This is a genomic window from Clostridium sp. C8, assembly GCF_001010885.1.
In the GTDB taxonomy this organism is placed as follows: Bacteria; Bacillota; Clostridia; order Clostridiales; family Clostridiaceae; genus Clostridium; species Clostridium sartagoforme.
The window spans coordinates 1-19,981 of sequence record NZ_LBMX01000045.1; the positions used below are offsets into that span (position 1 = coordinate 1).

At 27.3% G+C, this 19,981-nt stretch carries 23 protein-coding genes; all 23 read left to right on the forward strand.

Annotation, left to right across the window (positions count from 1 at the left end):
• Nucleotides 1–91 precede the first annotated feature (91 nt).
• A complete protein-coding gene (locus AAT22_RS06685) occupies nucleotides 92–2,347 on the forward strand; it encodes a peptidase domain-containing ABC transporter (protein ID WP_047000646.1) in 2,256 nt (751 codons plus the stop codon).
• Complete coding sequence (locus tag AAT22_RS06690) at nucleotides 2,334–2,831, forward strand: hypothetical protein (RefSeq protein ID WP_016206095.1); 498 nt, start codon at nucleotides 2,334–2,336, stop codon at nucleotides 2,829–2,831. Before AAT22_RS06685 ends, AAT22_RS06690 begins: the two co-directional genes overlap by 14 nt.
• Nucleotides 2,818–3,741 (forward strand): biotin/lipoyl-binding protein, encoded by a 924-nt coding sequence (locus tag AAT22_RS06695; protein WP_242849793.1) that lies wholly within the window; start codon nucleotides 2,818–2,820, stop codon nucleotides 3,739–3,741. The genes AAT22_RS06690 and AAT22_RS06695 overlap by 14 nt, the downstream gene beginning before the upstream one ends.
• A 453-nt stretch (nucleotides 3,742–4,194) precedes the next feature.
• The gene (locus AAT22_RS06700) at nucleotides 4,195–4,581 is read left to right on the forward strand and encodes a hypothetical protein (RefSeq protein ID WP_047000647.1); all 387 of its coding nucleotides are present in this window, start codon (nucleotides 4,195–4,197) and stop codon (nucleotides 4,579–4,581) included.
• Between the two features lie 114 nt (nucleotides 4,582–4,695).
• Nucleotides 4,696–5,472, forward strand: coding sequence for a hypothetical protein (locus AAT22_RS06705; RefSeq protein WP_047000648.1), 777 nt, complete (start codon nucleotides 4,696–4,698; stop codon nucleotides 5,470–5,472).
• Between the two features lie 67 nt (nucleotides 5,473–5,539).
• Entirely contained in the window at nucleotides 5,540–5,731 is a 192-nt protein-coding gene (locus AAT22_RS06710) for a hypothetical protein (protein WP_047000649.1), read from the forward strand.
• A 124-nt stretch (nucleotides 5,732–5,855) separates the two neighbouring features.
• Nucleotides 5,856–6,044 carry a hypothetical protein gene (locus AAT22_RS06715; RefSeq protein ID WP_156174292.1) on the forward strand — a complete coding sequence of 63 codons (189 nt, stop codon included), beginning with the start codon at nucleotides 5,856–5,858 and terminating at the stop codon, nucleotides 6,042–6,044.
• Nucleotides 6,045–6,073: 29 nt separating this feature from the next.
• The gene (locus AAT22_RS18540; protein ID WP_242849794.1) at nucleotides 6,074–6,484 is read left to right on the forward strand and encodes an HlyD family efflux transporter periplasmic adaptor subunit; all 411 of its coding nucleotides are present in this window, start codon (nucleotides 6,074–6,076) and stop codon (nucleotides 6,482–6,484) included.
• A 526-nt stretch (nucleotides 6,485–7,010) separates the two neighbouring features.
• Nucleotides 7,011–7,430, forward strand: a complete 420-nt coding sequence (locus tag AAT22_RS06725) for a hypothetical protein (protein WP_047000651.1) — start codon at nucleotides 7,011–7,013, stop codon at nucleotides 7,428–7,430.
• 1 nt (nucleotide 7,431) lies between these two features.
• Nucleotides 7,432–7,599, forward strand: a complete 168-nt coding sequence (locus tag AAT22_RS19025) for a hypothetical protein (RefSeq protein ID WP_156174293.1) — start codon at nucleotides 7,432–7,434, stop codon at nucleotides 7,597–7,599.
• 571 nt (nucleotides 7,600–8,170) lie between these two features.
• Nucleotides 8,171–8,365: a hypothetical protein gene (locus tag AAT22_RS19590; protein ID WP_052953920.1), complete on the forward strand. Its 195-nt coding sequence runs from the start codon at nucleotides 8,171–8,173 to the stop codon at nucleotides 8,363–8,365.
• A 341-nt stretch (nucleotides 8,366–8,706) separates the two neighbouring features.
• Nucleotides 8,707–8,991, forward strand: a complete 285-nt coding sequence (locus AAT22_RS06735; RefSeq protein WP_242849795.1) for a hypothetical protein — start codon at nucleotides 8,707–8,709, stop codon at nucleotides 8,989–8,991.
• Between the two features lie 137 nt (nucleotides 8,992–9,128).
• On the forward strand, nucleotides 9,129–9,617 hold the full coding sequence (locus AAT22_RS06740) for a sigma-70 family RNA polymerase sigma factor (RefSeq protein WP_084820729.1): 489 nt from the start codon (nucleotides 9,129–9,131) through the stop codon (nucleotides 9,615–9,617).
• The gene (locus AAT22_RS06745) at nucleotides 9,607–10,125 is read left to right on the forward strand and encodes a zf-HC2 domain-containing protein (protein ID WP_047000653.1); all 519 of its coding nucleotides are present in this window, start codon (nucleotides 9,607–9,609) and stop codon (nucleotides 10,123–10,125) included. Before AAT22_RS06740 ends, AAT22_RS06745 begins: the two co-directional genes overlap by 11 nt.
• A 10-nt stretch (nucleotides 10,126–10,135) precedes the next feature.
• Nucleotides 10,136–10,633, forward strand: coding sequence for a zf-HC2 domain-containing protein (locus AAT22_RS06750; RefSeq protein ID WP_047000654.1), 498 nt, complete (start codon nucleotides 10,136–10,138; stop codon nucleotides 10,631–10,633).
• 91 nt (nucleotides 10,634–10,724) lie between these two features.
• The gene (locus AAT22_RS06755; RefSeq protein WP_047000655.1) at nucleotides 10,725–11,024 is read left to right on the forward strand and encodes a hypothetical protein; all 300 of its coding nucleotides are present in this window, start codon (nucleotides 10,725–10,727) and stop codon (nucleotides 11,022–11,024) included.
• A 155-nt stretch (nucleotides 11,025–11,179) separates the two neighbouring features.
• On the forward strand, nucleotides 11,180–11,692 hold the full coding sequence (locus AAT22_RS06760; RefSeq protein ID WP_047000656.1) for a hypothetical protein: 513 nt from the start codon (nucleotides 11,180–11,182) through the stop codon (nucleotides 11,690–11,692).
• A 590-nt stretch (nucleotides 11,693–12,282) separates the two neighbouring features.
• Nucleotides 12,283–14,694, forward strand: a complete 2,412-nt coding sequence (locus AAT22_RS06765) for a hypothetical protein (protein ID WP_242849796.1) — start codon at nucleotides 12,283–12,285, stop codon at nucleotides 14,692–14,694.
• Nucleotides 14,694–15,617 (forward strand): ABC transporter ATP-binding protein, encoded by a 924-nt coding sequence (locus AAT22_RS06770; RefSeq protein WP_047000658.1) that lies wholly within the window; start codon nucleotides 14,694–14,696, stop codon nucleotides 15,615–15,617. Before AAT22_RS06765 ends, AAT22_RS06770 begins: the two co-directional genes overlap by 1 nt.
• Before the next feature lie 15 nt (nucleotides 15,618–15,632).
• Nucleotides 15,633–16,526, forward strand: coding sequence for an ABC transporter permease subunit (locus tag AAT22_RS06775; protein ID WP_047000659.1), 894 nt, complete (start codon nucleotides 15,633–15,635; stop codon nucleotides 16,524–16,526).
• 4 nt (nucleotides 16,527–16,530) lie between these two features.
• Entirely contained in the window at nucleotides 16,531–18,084 is a 1,554-nt protein-coding gene (locus AAT22_RS06780) for a pectinesterase (protein ID WP_047000660.1), read from the forward strand.
• Nucleotides 18,085–18,096: 12 nt separating this feature from the next.
• The gene (locus AAT22_RS06785; RefSeq protein ID WP_047000661.1) at nucleotides 18,097–19,080 is read left to right on the forward strand and encodes a MoxR family ATPase; all 984 of its coding nucleotides are present in this window, start codon (nucleotides 18,097–18,099) and stop codon (nucleotides 19,078–19,080) included.
• 3 nt (nucleotides 19,081–19,083) lie between these two features.
• Nucleotides 19,084–19,968, forward strand: a complete 885-nt coding sequence (locus AAT22_RS06790) for a DUF58 domain-containing protein (protein ID WP_047000662.1) — start codon at nucleotides 19,084–19,086, stop codon at nucleotides 19,966–19,968.
• The last annotated feature ends 13 nt before the right edge of the window (nucleotides 19,969–19,981 follow it).

Consider the following 19,981-nt stretch of genomic DNA (forward strand, 5'->3'; position numbering starts at 1 on the left):
CCTTTTAAGTCTTATTTTTTACGTTTAAATCCAAATGTAAGTATAAATTTGTAAAATATATTATAATATTACAATAAGGGGGAGGGTTTTAATGAGATATAAATACTTAGTTAAACAGCATGATATAACAGATTGCGCAGCAGCTTGTCTTGCAACGGTTTGTATGTATTATAAAAAAGAAATAACTATAACAAAGTTAAGAGATATACTTGGAACAGATATAAAGGGGACAACCTTATTAGGCTTAGAGGATGGAGCAAAAAAATTAGGTTTTGATACCAAGGCAATTAGGGTTGATAAGGAGGGCTTTAAAGAAAAATTTACACTTCCTGCAGTTGCTCATGTTATTACAAAAGAAGGATTAAGCCATTTTGTAATTATACATAAAATTAAAAAGGAAGAAGTAATAATATTAGATCCAGCTAAGGGAAAAGAAAAAAAGAATATAGATGAATTCTTTAAAATATTTGATGGAGTATTATTACTATTAATACCAAACAATGAATTTAATCCGGGAAAAGTGAAGGGACAAGGGATATTATCTAAGTTCATACAATTACTTTTGCCTCAAAAATCACTTTTTATATATAGCATAGTTGCTTCAGCAATACTTACGGTGCTTGGAATCGCCTCAGCCTTTTTTAATAAAATACTTATGGATGAAATACTTCCATATAATTTAAAAAATCAATTAAATATATTTGTAATAGGATTTTTACTTTTAGCAATAACTCAAATTGGATTAGGTGCAATAAGGCAGCATACCCTTTTATATCTATCCCAAAAAATAGATATTCCATTATTGCTAGGATACTTTAAACATGTATATAAATTACCTATGAAATTTTTTGCATCAAGAAAAGTAGGAGATATACTTACTAGATTTAGTGATGCATTTACAATAAAAAATATATTAACATCAGTGTCATTATCTTTGATTATGGATATTGTTTTAGCAACTGTATCTGCTTCAATACTATATGTAATGAATCAAAAATTATTTATTGTTATTTTAGTTTTAACAGTAATAAGTGCTGTATTAATTTATATATTTAAGGGGCCTTATAAAAAAATTAATTTAGAGCAAATGGAAGCAGGAGCAAGGCTAAATAGTCAGATTATAGAAAGCTTAAAAGGGATAGAAACTATAAAGGTTCATGCAGCTGAAGAAAATAGCATAGAAAAATTAGAAGTAGAGTATATAAGAAATTTAAAAATAGCTTTTAAAGAAGGAGTTTTATCAAATATTCAAGGCTCAATATCAGGAGCAGTATCAAGTGTAGGAAATCTTGTTCTTATGTATATTGGAGCTAGGATGATTATGAATGGTGATATTACATTAGGTAGTCTTATGGCATTTTCAACATTGTCAGGTTATTTTATGGATCCAATTGGAAGGCTTATAGGACTGCAATTAAGTATTCAAGAAGCTAGTATATCATTAAAAAGAATTTCCGAAATATATGAAGTTGAAAAAGAACAAGAGGATAATGAAGTTGAAAAAATAAAATTAGAAAAAATAGATGGAGATATAGAATTAAATAATATTACCTTCAGGTATGGAAGCAGGTCTCCAGTGTTAAAGGATATAAGCATAAAAATTCCTAAGGGAAAAAAGGTTGCATTAGTTGGAGAATCAGGAAGTGGTAAAACAACCATATCTAAGCTTTTATTAAAGTACTATACTCCAGAAGAAGGAAAAATAAATATCAATGGCTACAATATAGAAGAATTAGACTTATATAACTTAAGAGAAAATATATCATATGTTCCTCAAAACGTTGAGTTATTTTCAGGTTCTATAAAAGAAAATATAACCTTAGGAAAAGCTAATTCAAGTTATGAAGAAATAAAGAGTGCCTGTGAAAATGCAGGATGCAAGGAGTTTATAGAAAAATTACCAGGTAAGTATGACACATTCTTAGAAGAAGCAGGAGGAGGACTTTCTGGTGGAGAAAAACAAAGAATTGCAATGGCAAGAGCTTTAATTAAAAAGCCAAGTTTCTTAATACTAGATGAAGCAACAAGTAACTTAGACTTTATAAGTGAAGCAAAGATATTTGATACCTTATTTAAAAAAGGTAAGAATATAACAATGCTTATGATAGCCCATAGACTTTCAACTATAAGAAGCTGTGACATAATTTATGTTATGGATAAGGGGAAAATTGTAGAAGAAGGAGACCATGAAAGTTTATTAAAGAAAAAAGGATATTATTATAAGCTTTATATAAGCCAAGTTGGTTCAATAGAAGAAAAAGAAATTATATATAAAGATAACTTGGATATAGAGAAAAATATAGAAGCAGATTTTATAGAAGAGGGTGAGGAATATGAGTACAATTGAAAAAATAGTTTTAAGAGAAAATAAAACCTTAAAGCTTAATAATGTATTAATTAGAGAAGTAAGTGAAAATGAATTAATCGATATAAATAAAATTAGCTATATGATGGATAGTTATATTAAATCTAAGGGAAACTCAACTATAGGACCAGCGATAAATTATTCTACAGTAGAAGTAGATGAAAGTGGACAAGTTAAAGTAATAATAAAGCTAATGGTTCAATTAAAAAATCCAATTAATAATGTTGAAAAACCCTATGAATTAAAGTCACAGTTAAGGGTAACTAATTGTCTTTTTGCTAGATTTACAGAAAAAGAAGAAAATTTACAATTTGCATATCAAAAGCTTGGAGTATATGCCTTTGAAAATAATATTAAATTAAAGGGAGATTCTTATACTGTATTTGTAAAACAAGAAGAAGAAGATATAGTAGCAGATGTATTTATGGAAGCTTTGAAAGGTGGAGATTTACTTGAAAGTATATAACTTAAATGAAATTACTGATAGTAAAATCCTTTATGATAAAAAGCCACCAGCCTTTATGAAATATGTTATTTTAATAGTTACAGCATTAATAGTTGCAGCATTAATTTGGGCAAATAAGTCAGTAAAAACATATATGGTAAAAGGACAAGGGTTAGTAGTTTCAGAAAATAAATCTCATATTATGACTAAAGGCTCAGGAGAAATAAAAGATGTTTTTATAAGTGAAGGAAGTGAAGTTAAAGAAGGAGATGTGTTATTTACAACTAATGGATTAGAGACAGATCTTCAATTAGAACAAATAAATGTACAAATAAACAGCTATAGCAGAAGAATAGAACTTTTAAGAATAGCAGAAGAAAATGCAACAAATGGAACAAATTATTTTGATAGATATAATGAGGAAGAAAGTGAATTTTATAATAAATTAAATGCAGCTTATATAGCAAGAAAAGAATTTTATGTAGATACGCAAGCATTAAAAGACCAAGGATATGAAGAAAAACAAATTGAAGAATTTAGCAAAACTCAAAAAAATAAATCGGATGAACATTATTTTAAAACAATTTCAGAATTTACAAATGAAAAAAATCAATATGAATTAGAATTATCAAAACTAACAGCACAAAAAGAAGCCTTAGAAAAGGGAAAAAGTCAATATGAAGTAGTTGCTCAAAAAAATGGAGTAATACATTTAAATACTCTATTAACATCAGGAATGGTGCTTCAAGGAGGAAGTTTAATAGGAACTATAACAAGTAAGGAAGAAGAGTTAATTATAGAAACTATGTTACCTTCAAGTGATAGACCAAGAATACACGTAGGAGATGAAGTATCTTTAGTAATTGGTGGTTTACTTCAATCTGAATATGGAACAATAACAGGAAAAGTGACTGAAAGTCTAAATCTATGATTTAGCTCCTTGAAGTTACTCATCCGAAGATATGAGGAGGAGTTTCCTATAAAAAAATTGAAGATGCAACAAAAAGTGACAGTCCAAATCTTTGATTTGGAAACTGGAACTTTCTCATCTGTAAGATGAGTTTCATTAAAAAAGCTAGGAAATGTATTTTTTAAAGTTAAGGTTAAACCAGATAAAACTTATTTAGAAGATTCTAAGGGAGAAAAGGTTAACTTAACAATAGGTATGGTAACAGAAACAAGGGTTAAATATGAAAAAATTACTTATATGAAATATATTTTAGAATTGATAGGTGTTAAATTTAGTTAATTTGCATTAAAAGAAGATTAGATAAAGTAATCTTTAATAAACATAGCGCGCGAATTATATAATTGTTTGTTAATTGTTTACAACATTCTAAAATTCTTTTAAAATAAATATATGTATAAAAATGGAGGAGAAGAAATGAGTGCTTTTGTACTAAACAGAAAATATGAATTACAATTACCAAATAGCTATGTAGATGTTGACAGAGAAGAGATGGAATATGTTGATGGTGGCGGATATTGGAGTAATTATACATTAAGAAGCAATTTAATAGGATGGGGAATTGAGGCAGCATATTTATCATCAGTAGTAGGATTTACTAGGGTATATAATGCAATTAAATATGGACTTGGTGTAATAAAAGCAGGTTTAGTTGGAACTTTAGGACTTGCAGGTCAAGTTTTATCTTGGTATGTATCATGGAAGGTTGGTACATTTATGAGTGAGATTGCTCAAGCACTGGATAAAGGGCGTGGTATAGAATTCTATTGGGGAGTTACAGGACCTTGTTTATATGCATCATAAATAATATAGAGTTTAGCTAAAAGCTATAATTATATAATAGAAATAAGTTAGATGAGTGATTATTAAAGAATAATTATCACTCATCTTATTTAAAATAAAATGGAGAAGAAACAAATGGAAAATAAGAAAAGTATAAAGAAATTATTTTTAATTACATTAATGATGTATATTAGTACATTAATTATAGCAGTAACATTGAATAGTGAGAAAAATTTATCAAGTTTAAAAAATGGACCATTACTAATGCTTTTATTCTATGGACAATTAATTCTTATATTAATTAATATTACAATTAATAGAAAAGATAAAAATATTAGCTCGTTAGAATTGAAAAAAATATTAGATGTTGAATTAATGATTAAGTCATCAATTTTTTTTATTTATAATATAATATTACCTAACCTAAATAGAAGATCTAATAGTTTGATTGTATGTAGTATATTAATTATAGCTTTTTTAATTAACATAAGTATTTTAATTTACTCATTTAAGCATATTAATAAATTAACAATAAATATAAAAAAAGAAGTTAATAGTAAAATAGTTAATACTAAATACAGTCTTATTGGAATAATATTATACTTTATTGCTATAGGCATATCTAGCTCAACGACTTATTTATTAATTTTTAAAGTTTGTTTATTTGTTTTATCAATAAATATATTAGGCAATAATTTTAAAAAACATTATAGTATTGTTAACTTTAGAAATAAGATAAATTTATCGTTGATTATAGGAGCTATGATTAATATTTCTATTTTTATTTATCTCTATTTTATGTTCAATGAATTAGATAAAAAGACTTTTTTTAATATGAGAGATATTGCTTTTATAATTTCAGCCTTGTTTATAATTCCATATCTTAAGAAATCTCAGTTCAGTAATAGTTAATAAATAGCTTGAAATTAAAGAGTTTAAGAATTTTTAGAAAATATAACAATGTATTTAAGGAGAGATTATGAAAATATGTAGTGTTTGTAAATCAGAAGATATAAAGGAAATAGAAATAGTAACAAAAGGGGCATTTACAGCAATAGAAATTCCAAAGAAGATAGAGGTTAGCCCTAAAAGTTTAAAGATAAAAAAATATTTATGTTTGAATTGCGGGTATATAAGCTTGTATGCAGAAGACTTTGCAAAGTTTAAGTAGCAAGCATTTACGAATATAAAGAAAAGGTTCCAGTCTCTAAATATTTAATTTGGAAACTGGAGCTTTTTAATTTATAGGATATTATAGATTTGGAACCTATAGATAACTTGATATAATTAATGAGATGATGATTGTAAATGAAAAAATAACAGTAAAAGAAATATCAATAGATAAATATGAAAAGTTTAAGGAAAAGTATTGGTACAAAGTTCTTGAAATCATGCGTGAGTATTTAGACAATTTAGTATATAAAGTTATTAGAAAGTGGATAACAAGATGGACCATAGTATGCAATGGCAAGAATAAGCATTAATTTTGGCAAATAAATCAGTAAAAACCTATATGGTAAAAGGACAAGGTGTTGTAGTTTCAGAAAATAAATCTGATGAGCAGTATTATAAAACTATTTCAGAGTTTACAAGTGAAAAAAATCAATATGAGTTAGAGTTATCTAAATTAGTAGCTCAAAAGGAAGCCTTAGAAAAAGGAAAAGAACAATATAAAGTAGTTGATCAAAAAGGAGGAGTTATTCATCTAAACGCTCCGTTAACTTCAGGAATGGTACTTCAAGGAGGAAGCTTAATAAGAACTATAACAAGTAAAGAAGAAGAATTAATAATAGAAACTATGCTACCTTCAACTGATAGATCAAGAATACATGTAGGAGATGAAGTATCTTTAGTCGTAGGTGGTTTGCTTCAATCTGAATATGGAACAATATCAGGAAAAGTCACTGAAAGTCTAAATCTATGATTTAGCTCCTTGAAGTTACTCATCCGAAGATATGAGGAGGAGTTTCCTATAAAAAAATTGAAGATGCAACAAAAAGTGACAGTCCAAATCTTTGATTTGGAAACTGGAACTTTCTCATCTGTAAGATGAGTTTCATTAAAAAAGCTAGGAAATGCATTTTTTAAAGTTAAAGTCAAACCAGATAAAACTTATTTAGAAGATTCTAAGGGAGAAAAGGTTAACTTAACAATAGGTATGGTAACTGAAACAAGGGTTAAGTATGAAAAGATAAGTAAAATTCTAAATCTTTGATTTAGCTAATTGAACTTACTCATCTGAAGTATTGAGGAGGAGTTTCCTTTAAAGATGAAATACATTTTAGAACTTATAGGAACTAAATTTAGTTAATTACTTTGCATTAAAAGAAGATTAGATAAAGTAATATTTAATAAACATAGCGCGCGAATTATATAATTGTTTGTTAATTATTTACAGGATTCTAAAATTCTTTTAAAATAAATATATGTATAAAAATGGAGGAGAAGAAATGAGTACTTTTGTATTAAAAAGAGAATACGCATTACAAATGCCATGTAGTTATGTAGATATTGATAGGGGGGAGATGGAGTATGTTGATGGTGGATATAGATCAAGCCGTCAAACTTGGGTTCCAGCACAAACAATACGTATTTCAGTAGGTGCTTATGCAACTGCTGTGGGTATTTCAAGTCTAGCACTTAGTGTAGCGATAAGTGCTATAACAGGAGGAACTGCAATTTTGGTGATTACAAAACAGAAAATCCTAGAATACGTTTTACAGGGTTCTGTCTCAGTTATTGGAAGTTGGTCTGGTGCTAAAGCATTAGATACAGATGGTGATGGTTATATTACAAGATATGTATCGGGGCATTATGAAACTGAATATAATCCGTATCCAATGCATAGTTATGAAGGAGCTAGATTTTAAAATGAAATTTTTAGGACCTTTCGTTATAAGTATTGGTGTTGTTTTAATAGTAAATTCTATATTAAAATCTTATGTAACTAATGTAAGCTCTACAGGTTTAATATTTGGTATTTTAATATTACTAATTGGAATAATAATTAATATCAAAAGCAAGAAGAAGGAGAATTAGAGTTAAAGAAAGAGTTTATAATAATATATAGTATAGAGTATATAAATTGCTTAAATCAATAAAAATGATTAACAAGAAGTTAAATTTATTATAGCAACCGAAGAAATATATGTATTGTAACAAAAATATGAGAAGGTTATAATAAGTGGAATTGTTATAGCATAGTATTAAAATTATTAGGGGATAGTAGGTAGTTTTGGAATGATATACTATAAAAAGATTTTGGAGGAATTATTATGAAACAAGCTACTTTGATAGAAATGATGAAATAGAAAGCGAATTTTACAATAAATTAAATGCGTCATATATAGGAAGAAAAGAATTTAATATAGATAAAGAATCAAGGCTATGAAGATAAACAAATTGAAGAATATGCTAAAACACAAAAGATAAATCTGATGAGCACTACTATAAAACTATTTCAGAGTTTACAAGTGAAAAAAATCAATATCAGTTAGAATTATCAAAATTAGTAGCACAAAAGGAAGCCTTAGAAAAAGGAAAAGAACAATATAAAGTAGTTGCTCAAAAAAGTGGAGTTATTCATTTAAATACGCCATTAACTTCTGGAATGGTACTACAAGGAGGAAGCTTAATAGGAACTATAACAAGTAAAGAAGAAGAATTAATAATAGAAACTATGTTACCTTCAAGTGATCGACCAAGAATACATGTAGAAGATGAAGTATCTTTAGTCATAGGAGGCTTATTGCAATCAGAATATGGAACAATATCAGGAAAAGTGACTGAAAGTCTAAATCTATGATTTAGTACCTTGAAGTTACTCATCCGAAGAATTGAGGAGGAGTTTCCTTTAAGGATGAAATATATTTTAGAATTAATAGGAATTAAATTTAGTTAGTTACTTTGCATTAAAAGAAATTTTAATATGGTAAATTAAACATGAAAAGCGCGCGAATTAATTAATTTTATGTGAAAGATTTACAAGGATTAAAAGTTCTTTTAAATATATATGTATAAAATGGAGGAGAATAAAATGAGTATATTTGTATTAAAAAGAGAGTATGCTTTACAATTACCAAATAGCTATGTAGAAATAGACAGAGATGAAATGGAATATGTTGATGGGGGGGGGTAAGTCTAGCTATGTCAACATCATATTTAAATAAAGATACTTGCCTAAGTAAGGCAGATGTTTTAATAAGAAGTTATCAAGTTAGACTTATGACAAAGTATCAAATCGCTAAAGAGATATATGCACATGCAGTAATATATTATGCTTCACCTGCTACATTAGCAATTCTTGGTCCTATTGTTGGAGCACCTTTATTAAGTTATTTAAGAAGTCATGCAAATCCAATAGATATAGCAGATGGCGGTGATTCAGCATCTAGAGAAAGTATTTATAATGCAATATGGAATACATTCTAATTAAATTATAAATAATATTAAACTTAATTTAAAAAGTATTTCTTGATTATGAAGTTAATTCACCATAGAGAAATACTTTTTTCTTATTTTGTAACGGATTTACGAAAAATAGGATATATATTATGGGAGGTGAAGCATTGCTTACTATTGGTGAAATATATAAAGAGAATTCTAAGATTGTATATGGTTTTTTACTTAGTTATACAAAAGATGCGAGTTTATCTGAAGAATTAACACAGGAAACTTTCTTAAGGGCAATTAAATCAATTCATAAATATAACGGAAAGTGTAAAATTTCAGTATGGCTTTGTCAAATAGCTAAGCATATTCTATTTCAAGAATGGGAGAAAAGAGGAAAAACAATAAATGTTTCATATGATGAAAATATTCAAATTAAGGGTGATTCTACAGAAGAATTAGTTATATCAAATGAGAATAAGAAAAGTATATATAAGATAATACAATCTTTAGAGAATCCGTATAAAGAAGTTATTTATCTTAGATTAACAGGAGATTTAAGCTTTAAGGAGATTAGTGAGATATTAGGGAAGTCAGAAAATTGGGCTAGAGTTACATTTTATAGAGGTAAATCTAAGCTTATTAGGAGGTTAGAAGATGGAGAATAAATTATCTTGCACCATAATTAGGGATTTATTACCTATATATGTTGATGAAGTTGAAAGCAAAGAAACGAATGCTTGCATTAAACAACATTTAAAAGAATGTGATGCTTGTAAAAAAGAATATTATAGAATACGCAATGTTAATAATTCTAATGAAAAAAGTAGTGAAATAGATACAATTAGAAAATTTAAATTAAAAATTATATTATTATTCATTTCATTAATAATAATAAGTGCAGCTTGTGTAAGTTTATCAATGATGTGTAAAGACATTCAAATTGGTTTGTATAGAATTTCTACTGAAGAAATTATTTTAATGGTAGTATTAAATATAGGTATTTATTTTATTCCAATGATGGCGTTATTATTTTGTTGGATATGGAAGAAAGCTTCATATGGTAGTAATAGTTATAATGTTTCAAATACATTTTTTATATCTTTAGTAATTATAGTTATATATTTAATAATCAGTTTGCTATATAGATATATAGATTTATTAAATTTTTGGTAGGAGGAGTAAAATGAAACATATAGCATCGTGTGAAATAATTAAAGATTTATTACCTAATTATATTGAAAATGTCTTAAGTAAAGAAGGAAAGGAATTAGTGAAAGATCATATTGATGGTTGCAGTAAATGTAGGGAAGAATACGAAGTAATAAGTTCTAATCTTAGTATAAATAATGTAGATAAGGTGAAAATTAATTATCTAAAAAAAGTTAATAAAAGATTTTTAATTATATTAATATTATTATCAATAGTTACAGCAATTTCCTCTGTGGCATTAATACTTAATACTGATAAAAATATTGAAGAGGGAATTTTAACCTTAATATTTTTTGCCTTTATTATTATTGCAATAATAATAAAATTTATTGCTCCATTGTTTGGGTTAATATTTAGTATTGTATATCTAAAGAAAACACATAAAAAAATCCTTGTTGTTCCCATAATTATATGTAGTATGTGGTTATTAAATTCTATATATATTTATATAAAAAACTTAATATATTATTAAAAGTTATTTTAAAGTTTTACAATACTATAAATTAATAATATCTTGGAAGAGTTTTATTTAACAAAATATACATTTTGAACAGAGGTTATTTATGTATCAATACAATTTGCTTTTCGAAGCAAGATCAATAGGAGAATTTTTTAAGAGACTAGGAATTTTAATTTTAACAGTAATATTATTATCTTTATACGTTATTGGAGTAACTTATGTAATTGAAAGTTTTATTAAAAACTTTAACTACAATTATTTATTAATAACAATGAAGATATTAGACAATACAGTATGCTCCTTAATTCCAGCGATAATATTATTAATGATTCCATGTAGAATCATTAATAATATTAGTAGAAGATATTTAGTTTATAGGGAAAAAATAAAAGATGTTCTATAATTTTTTATTCTATTTTACTTTCTTTAATATTAGTATTTATTTATAGCTTAAATAAATATACGATATTTTATGAAAATAAAATTATAAAACATAATATTATGAAGTCTCTGCAAAAGGAATATAGTTATTCTGATATAAAAGAAGGAGATGTTTTTATGTTTAGCGTCAATTGTAAAGCAGATAATTATGTTTATATTAAAGAAGATCAGAAAGTTCTATTTTTTAATAGTATATTTGAGGACAAAACTTGGCTAATACTATTAGCTTCGCTTTTGGATCTGTTAATTCCGGATCCAAGATCATTCCATATCCCTGTTGCCATTGAAGTAAAAGCAGTTGAGAATTCAATAATAACAATAAATAATAAACTAGAAGTTACCGGTTCTGAAGATTATAGATATTTTATTTTAAATTCACATTATAGAAAGTGGAAAAAGACATGTTTAATATCTAACTGTATTCTTATTACAATTGCAGTCATTATGTCACTTTTCTTTTTATATCTTTTTTTTGAATCAAATAAAAATTATCTTATAGGTATTCTATTTTTAGTAGTAGTTTCACTTAGTATCTTTAATATATCAAAATTGATTAATCAATTCAAAAAGATTAAAATTTATGGAGTAGAGGATCGAAAAATAATATGGACTAAAAGGGATAAGGATTAAAGACATATATTCTAAAAGGGAAAAAGAGTAAATGAAGCTAAGAATAGCTATTTTCATTGACTCTTTTCTTTAAAATATAATAGTGCTAATTAATTTGTGCTAGACATTTACAAATGATAAAAGTTCTTTTCAGATAAATATGTAAAGTAGAGGAGTATTCCTGTGAAAAAGAGAATATGCTTTACAATTACTAAATAACTATGTAGAAATAGACAAAGACGAAATGGAACATTTATGATTATGTTAATAAGAGTTATTTGAATAGAGATATTATTGATTTTATAATACTTAAGAAGAAAATTTTTAATATTAGAGATATTGCTTTCAGAATTTCTTCTTTGTTTATAGGTTCATATTTTAATAAATCTCAGGTCAGTAATAGTTAGTAATTATATTCATATAAAAAATTAAATAATAGATAAAAGTCAGTATTCAATAAAGGATACTGGCTTTTTTACTAAATTTGTTAAAAATAAGGAATTTTTAAGAATTTGTTAAGGGAAATTTATACTAAATAGGGTACAATTATTAATATAGATAAATTTCAATAAAAATAATAATTAATTGTTAATTGAAACCTAGGGGGAATAATGATGAAGTGGTTTTATAAAAAAAGTGCAATAACTACTATTTTAGTATTAGTAATAACTAGTTTATTTTTTACTTCTTTGGAAGTAAAGGCTAAAGCCGATAGTTCAGAGAACTATGAGATAAAAGTTAGTTATGGAATTCAAGGTAAGTATAGGGCTATGAAATATATACCTGTAACAGTAGAGGTTAATAGCTTAAAAAAGGATTTTACAGGTGAAGTAGAAATAAGAGTAGCTAGTTCTAATGCAAGAACTTATGATGCTTACAGTAAAGAAGTTTCATTAACTAAAGGTGAAACTAGTAAAGTTATAATACCTGTAAAGGTATTAGAAAATTCAAGTAAGATGACAGTTAATATTGTTGGAAATGGAAAGGTTTTAGCCCAAAAGAAAACATTAGTATCAAGCGGAAGAGTGACAGAAACAAATATGTTTGTTGGAATATTAACTGATGACGCTACTTCACTTGGATATGTTGGAAATGTAAAGTTTGATTCTAATAAAGGATTTCAAGGAACAATTGAAAGTGCATATCTAGATGAAAACATAATAGGTGAAAATAATTTAAACATAGATGGATTGGACGTAATGATTATAAATAATTATAATATGTCTAATTTAAAAAAGGAGCAGTACACTGCAATAAATTCATGGATTAATAAAGGTGGAACTTTAGTATTAGGAACAGGAGCAAATGAAGCTAAAACTGTAGGGGGTATAGATAAGGATTTTCTACAAATAAAATCTAATGGAGCTAAAGAAGAAAATATAACCTTAGTAGAGGAGAACTTAAAGCTTATAACTTCTAATTTAGAAGTTAAAGATTCCCAAATAAAAAATAAAACATCAGAAAAGGATTTAGTATATTCTATTGAAAAAGGTAAGGGACAAATATTAATAACAACTTTTGATTTAGGTTTAGAACCATTAATATCATCAAAGGATGCAAGTAAATTTTTAGGTCTAATACTAACAGATGCAGCAAATGGAATCTTTGATAAGAATATGAATGGCGGATATATAGGTCAAGGATATTATAGGTCTAGAGAACTTATAAAAACTATTCCAACAAATGAAATAGTAGGAACAACTCCTTTAATAGTAGTATTTGCTTGCTATGCATTAATTATAGGAATTGTACTTTATATAGTTTTAAAGAAGTTAAATAAAAGAGATTTAACTTGGATAGCTGTACCAGCAATTTCAGTTATATTTGCTTTAGTTATTTACTTTATAGGGTCATCAACAAGAGTGAATGATGTAATTTTAAATCAAAATAATATAGTTTCAGTAGACAAGGACGGTAAAGGAATAGCAAAAGGATATATAGGAATAGGAACAAAGTATAAGGATGATGTAAATATAGAAAAGCCAGAAGACTTAACTATGAGCTATATGACAGATGATATGTATTACTATGGAAATCCAGAGGAAGAAATACAAGATAGACTAAGAGTAAAAACTACTTATAAAGGAAATAATTCTTATTTTACATTTGAAGATAATGATGCACTTGATATTAAGACATTTGAGGTTGTAGGAAAAGAACAAGTTGTGCCTAAAATTGATTCAAGTTTTAACTTATCTGATGGAAATTTAAATGGATCTGTAAAAAATAATTTAGATATACAAATAAATAAACTAATTTTAGTTGTAGGGCAAAATGTATGGGATTTAGGAGCATTAACTAAAGGAGAGGAAAAAACGATAGAAGGAGCATCGGTTTCAGGAGCTTTTAGTATTCAAGCCTATGCAGATACATTAAGTCAAAAATATTATGATGCAAGATGGAATAGTAAGGGCGATTTAAAAAAGGAAGAGTACAAGAATATATTAAGAAATTCAAATTTATTAACAGTAGTTTCTGATGAAATAACTTCAGGCAATCAAATAAAATTAGTTGCAATTACTGACTTACCTATAGAATATGGAATGAATTTTGGTAAAAAATCTGTATCAAAATTTGATACAACAGCAATAGTCCAAGATGTCAATATAGATTTTAAGAGTAAGGACGGAACTTTAAATTTCCCTGACGGATATTTTTCATATGAAGTTGATTCAGTTAACTCATCAGCTAATGTACATTTAGATGAATATAATGGATATATCTATGGTCAAGGTGAAATAGTATTTGATTATAAGATTGATAACAATATTGATGTTACAGAAGTTATAGTAAAATCTGGTGTTGATAGATATGGATATAATGGCGGAGAAAATGGAGAAAAGCACATATATAACTATAAGACTAAGGGATATGAAAAAATAACATTATCTCAAGGATTTGAGAAGATAAAAAATATAGAAGATTATATTGATAACAACACAGTGAAAATAAAGGTGACTGTTGACGACATGAAAGGCCAATCAATGGTTCCTAAAATAACAGTTAAGGGGAGGGAGAAATAATGCTAGTTATAAAAAGCCTTGAAAAATCTTATGGTAAGTTTAAGGCATTAAATGGACTAAACTTAGAAATAGAAAAAGGTGAGATATTTGGATTTATAGGTCCAAATGGAGCAGGAAAAAGTACTACAATGAAAATAGTTTCTGGCTTACTTTCCCCAGATAGTGGAGAAGTTTATGTAGATGGAATAGATGCAATAAAAAACAATAAAGCTTTAAAGGATAAAATAGGGTATATGCCAGATTTCTTTGGAGTTTATGATAATTTAAGAGCCATAGAGTACTTAGAATTTTATGCTTCAATATATGGAATTGTTGGTGAAGAAGCTAGAAAATTATCGATGGATTTATTAGAGCTTGTTAATTTGCAAGATAAGTATGATGCAAATGTAGATGGTTTATCAAGAGGAATGAAACAAAGATTATGTTTGGCAAGATGTTTAGTTCATAATCCAGAGTTATTAATACTAGATGAACCAGCTTCAGGTATGGATCCAAGAGCAAGATTTGAAATGAAGGGTATATTAAAAAATCTTAAGGAAATGGGAAAGACAATAATAGTATCATCTCATATACTATCTGAACTTGGAGAAATATGTACTAGAATAGGAATAATAAAAAATGGGTCTATAGTATGCGAAGGAACTGTTGAAGAGGTTATGCTTAGAGCATCAGGTACAGCACCTATTAATATCACTGTTATAGAAGAGCCTGAAAAAGCAATAGAAGTTTTAAAGCAAATGCCAGATGTTAAAGAGATTTCAATAGATGGAAACAAAATTACAGCAAGTGTAACTGGAGGAGATGAGGAAGCTAAGAAAATACTAAAAGCTTTAGTTACACAAGATGTGTCTGTTATAGGTTTTGCTAAGGCAATAGGTAATTTAGAAGATGTATTTATACAAATAACAGAGGATAATAATTAGAAGGGGGAGATGAAAATGAGAGTGAATCCAGTTTTAAGAAATGAAAGTAAGTTAACTGTAAGAACACCAAGATTTACAATTATGCTATTTATTTATATAGCTATTTTATCAATAGGAACACTACTTTTTTATAATTCTTATAGTAAAGAAGTATATGCAAGTGGATTAAATATGCAAGGATCAGTAACATTATATATAGGAATGGCAATAGCTCAAGCTGTACTTTTAATGTTTATAGTACCATCATTAACATCAACTTCAATATGTTCAGAAAGAGAAAAACAAACATTAGATATTTTATTATCAACTAGGTTAAGTTCATTTCAGATTATAATTGGGAAACTATTAGCTTCTTCTCTTAAAGTAATAATGTTAATAGTTTGTACAATACCATTATATTCTATATGTTCATTGATAGGTGGAGTAAAGATAAGTAATATATTTGTATTAGTTTTATCATTCATAATAAACACAATATTTGTTGGATCAATTGGTGTTTTTATTTCTAGTTATGTAAAAACATCTAAGGTAGCAACTGCATTAACTTATGCAATAGTATTATTTCTATTTGTAGGAACAATAGTTATAGCTTATATAATTTGGATTATTGCTATGATGAGAATGAGTGGAGGACCATCTATTAATCGACCAAGTATATCGCCTATAGCTTATTTAAGTCCAGCACTTGGATTTATAAGTATGCTATCCAATCAAGTAGGCCTTGGAAATAATTTCCCTTATATGATAGCAGAATTAGGGATTTCAAAATATACAGAATATATTTCAATAGGGATTCAAAGTGTAGGAAGCATAATATTGCTATACTTAGCATCAAGAAGACTAAATCCTCTAAATAGAAAAAGAAGCAAGAAGGTAAAGATTAAGGCAAATAAAAGTGTAAAGGAGTAGAGCTATGAATTCTTTAAATAATGAAATATTAACCTTTATAAAAAAGGCATCCAAAAGAATTAAAGCGAACTTTATAATAAATTTAAGCATAGTAGGGTTAAAATACCTACTATGCTTAATCTTATGTTTACTGTTAATATCTTTATTTATAACATTTCCATATGTTGAAGAAGTTTCATTTGGTGTTTTAGCTGTAGGACTAATTTCAATAATAATATATGGTTTTATAAAATCACCAGATAAAAAGAAAGTAGCTTTAATAGTTGACTCAAAAGGGTTAAAAGAAAGAGTTACAACTTCTTTAGAATTAATAAATGAAGAAGATAGTATTTCAATTGCTCAAAAAAATGATACTGTATCTTATATTAAAAGTTTTAATATAAAAAATAATTTAAAGATAAGTATAGATAAAAAACAAATTCTTATGGTTATAGGATTAATAATAATATGTTCTATAACATCATTTATAGATACTTCAGCTAAAAAGGAAGCTAATTCAATTAGGGAATTCAATAAATATCAACAAGAATTTATTAAAAAGATTGAAGAGGAAAAGAAATTAGTTGAGAAATCAGAAGAGTTAACTGAAGAAGAAAAAGAAGCTATAAAAAAGATATTGGAAGATGCAAAAAAGGAATTAAAGGAAAGTGAAAAGAAGCTTGATGTAAATAAGACTTTAGAAAGAATGGAAAAAAAGTTAGAAGATAAAAAGAATGAGGCAAAGAGTGATAAAAGTAAAGCGGTTATAGAAAAAACTCAGAAAAACCTACTAGATGAGTTTAATAAAGATAAAGAAGAAAGTGCAAAGAAAGATTTAAATAAATTAGTTAATGAGCTTATGAAAAAGAAAGAGGGAAAGGAACTTTCTGATGCAATATTATCCAAGGATAAGGAAGCTCTAGAAAAGGCCTTAGGAAAGTTAAAGAAATCCCTTGGGAATATGAGTAGTAGTGAATTAAATAATTTATCAAAAGCTCTTGCAAATGCTGCTAATAGCATGGATGATGAAAATCTTGCAGAAGCGCTGAGTGAGGCTTCAAATTCAGTTTTAGATGGGAAACTTGATGCAGAAAGTCTAAAGGATGCAATTCAAAATTCACAAAATAATAGCAGTGGAAATAAGCCTGGAGATAAAAGTGGTGAAGGAGCTGGAGAAGGGGAAGGTTCTGGAGAAGGAGAAGGGCAAGGACAAGGCCAAGGTCAAGGTGGTCAAGGAAATGGAAATGGTAATGGAAGTGGAAATGGCCAAGGAGGAACAGGCTGGGATACAGGGAACAATGAAGGTAATAAAAATGATTTAGATAATAAAAAAGGAGAGCAAATATATATTCCAGGACGAGAAGTTGGTAAGGATGAAAATCTAACTGGAAACAAAAATCAAGATGGAAATTCTCAAACTATAGAAACAGAAAATGGATTCAATTTAGATGGGAATAAAATAAATTATGATAAAGTAATAGGAGATTATACTAATAGTGCATTAGAAGGTGCAAATAATAGTAATCTTCCAGAAAGTTTAAAGAATCTTATAAAGGATTATTTTGAAGGATTAAACTAAGAGGTGAGAAAGATGGAAATAAGCGAAAAAGAAATGATAGAGGTTTCAGAGAAAATAAAAAGATGTGAGGAAGAAATAGCAAAAGGAATTATAGGACAAAAGGATATAATTAGAAATGTTTTAGTTGCTATTTTTGCAGATGGTAATGTACTTTTAGAAGGTATGCCTGGAATGGGAAAAACTCAATTAGTAAAAACAATAGGAAAAGTGTTGAATTTAAGTTTTTCTAGAATACAGTTTACACCAGACTTAATGCCAGCAGACGTAGTTGGAACAAATATAGTAGTTAAAGAAAATGATAAAACTTTATTTAAATTTGAAAAAGGACCAGTATTTACGAACTTACTATTGGCAGATGAAATAAATAGAGCAACTCCTAAAACTCAATCTGCATTACTTGAAGCTATGGGAGAAAAAACAGTAACAGTTGGTAAGACAACTTATGAAATGTCAAAGCCATTTATGGTGCTTGCAACTCAAAATCCAATAGAGCAAGAAGGAACATATCCACTTCCAGAAGCACAATTAGATAGATTTTTATTTAAGTTAAATGTAGATTTTCCAAATCTTCAGGAGCTTAAAGAAATTATGGATTTAACATTAACAAACAATAAAGTTCAATTTGATGCTGTTCTTGAAGGTGATGAAATATTAAAGATAAGAGAAATAATTAGAGAAATAAAGCTAGCAGAGGCAGTTAAGGAATTTGCATTAAAGCTTATATTAGCAACTCATCCTGAAATTCCAGAAACCTCAGAATTTGTTAAGAAATACGTAGAAGCAGGAGCTAGTCCAAGAGCTGCACAAGGGATTATTAGTGGCGCGAAAGTAAGAGCTGTTATGGAAGGGCGATTAAATGTATCATTTGAGGATATTAAGGCTTTAGCTTATCCAGTTTTAAGACATAGAATAATATTAAATTTTGATGCTATAACTGAAGGGTTAACTGAAGAAAGTATTATAGATAAGATACTAGAAGATTTAAAGGTTGTGTAGAAAATGAGCGAAAGGATATTTAATGAGGACTTTTTTAAAAAGTTAAATAAAATAAATATGCATATAAATTTTAAGCTTTCTTCAGGAACACAGGGAGGAAGAAAGTCAAAGGCAAAGGGAGTTTCTGTAGAGTTTTCTGATTATAGAGAATATGCTCCAGGTGACGATTTTAGACGAATAGATTGGAATGCATATGGTAGATTTGACAAGTTTTTTATAAAGGTTTTCATGGAAGAAAGAGAAGGGATTTTTAATTTCTTTGTTGATAAAAGTAAATCAATGGATTATGGAAATGAAAACAAAAAGGATAGTGCATTAAAGGTAGTTGCAGCTTTAAGTTATATTGCCTTAAATAATTTAGATAGAGTAAATATAAGTACTATGGATAGTGGTGATATACAAAGTATAAAATCAGCAGCTGGAAACAAAGCATTTCAAAGAATATTAAAAGAATTAGAAAATGTTGAGTTTGATGGTAAAACAGATCTTACAAGTAGTATAAAGAAAAGACAATTAACTCCAAGAGGAGTATCTGTAGTTGTATCTGATTTTTTGAATAATGAGGGGTTAAAGGGTTTAGATGACGCTCTTAAGTATCTAGCATTTAAAAAGCAAGATATAATACTAGTTCAAATACTATCAAATGAAGAAATTAATCCAGAGTTTAATAATGAAATTACTTTTATAGACAGTGAAACAAGTGAAAATGTAAAAATGAGTCTGACTCCAAGTCTTATAAAAGAGTATAAAAACACTTTAAAGTCTTATAAAAAATCTATTGAAGACATTACAAAAAAATACGGTGGTAAATTCATAAGTGTAAATTCATCTATGGAAATTGAAGATATTATATTAGGTGAATTTAGCAAGAAAAGAGTATTGTATTAAGGCACAATCCAAT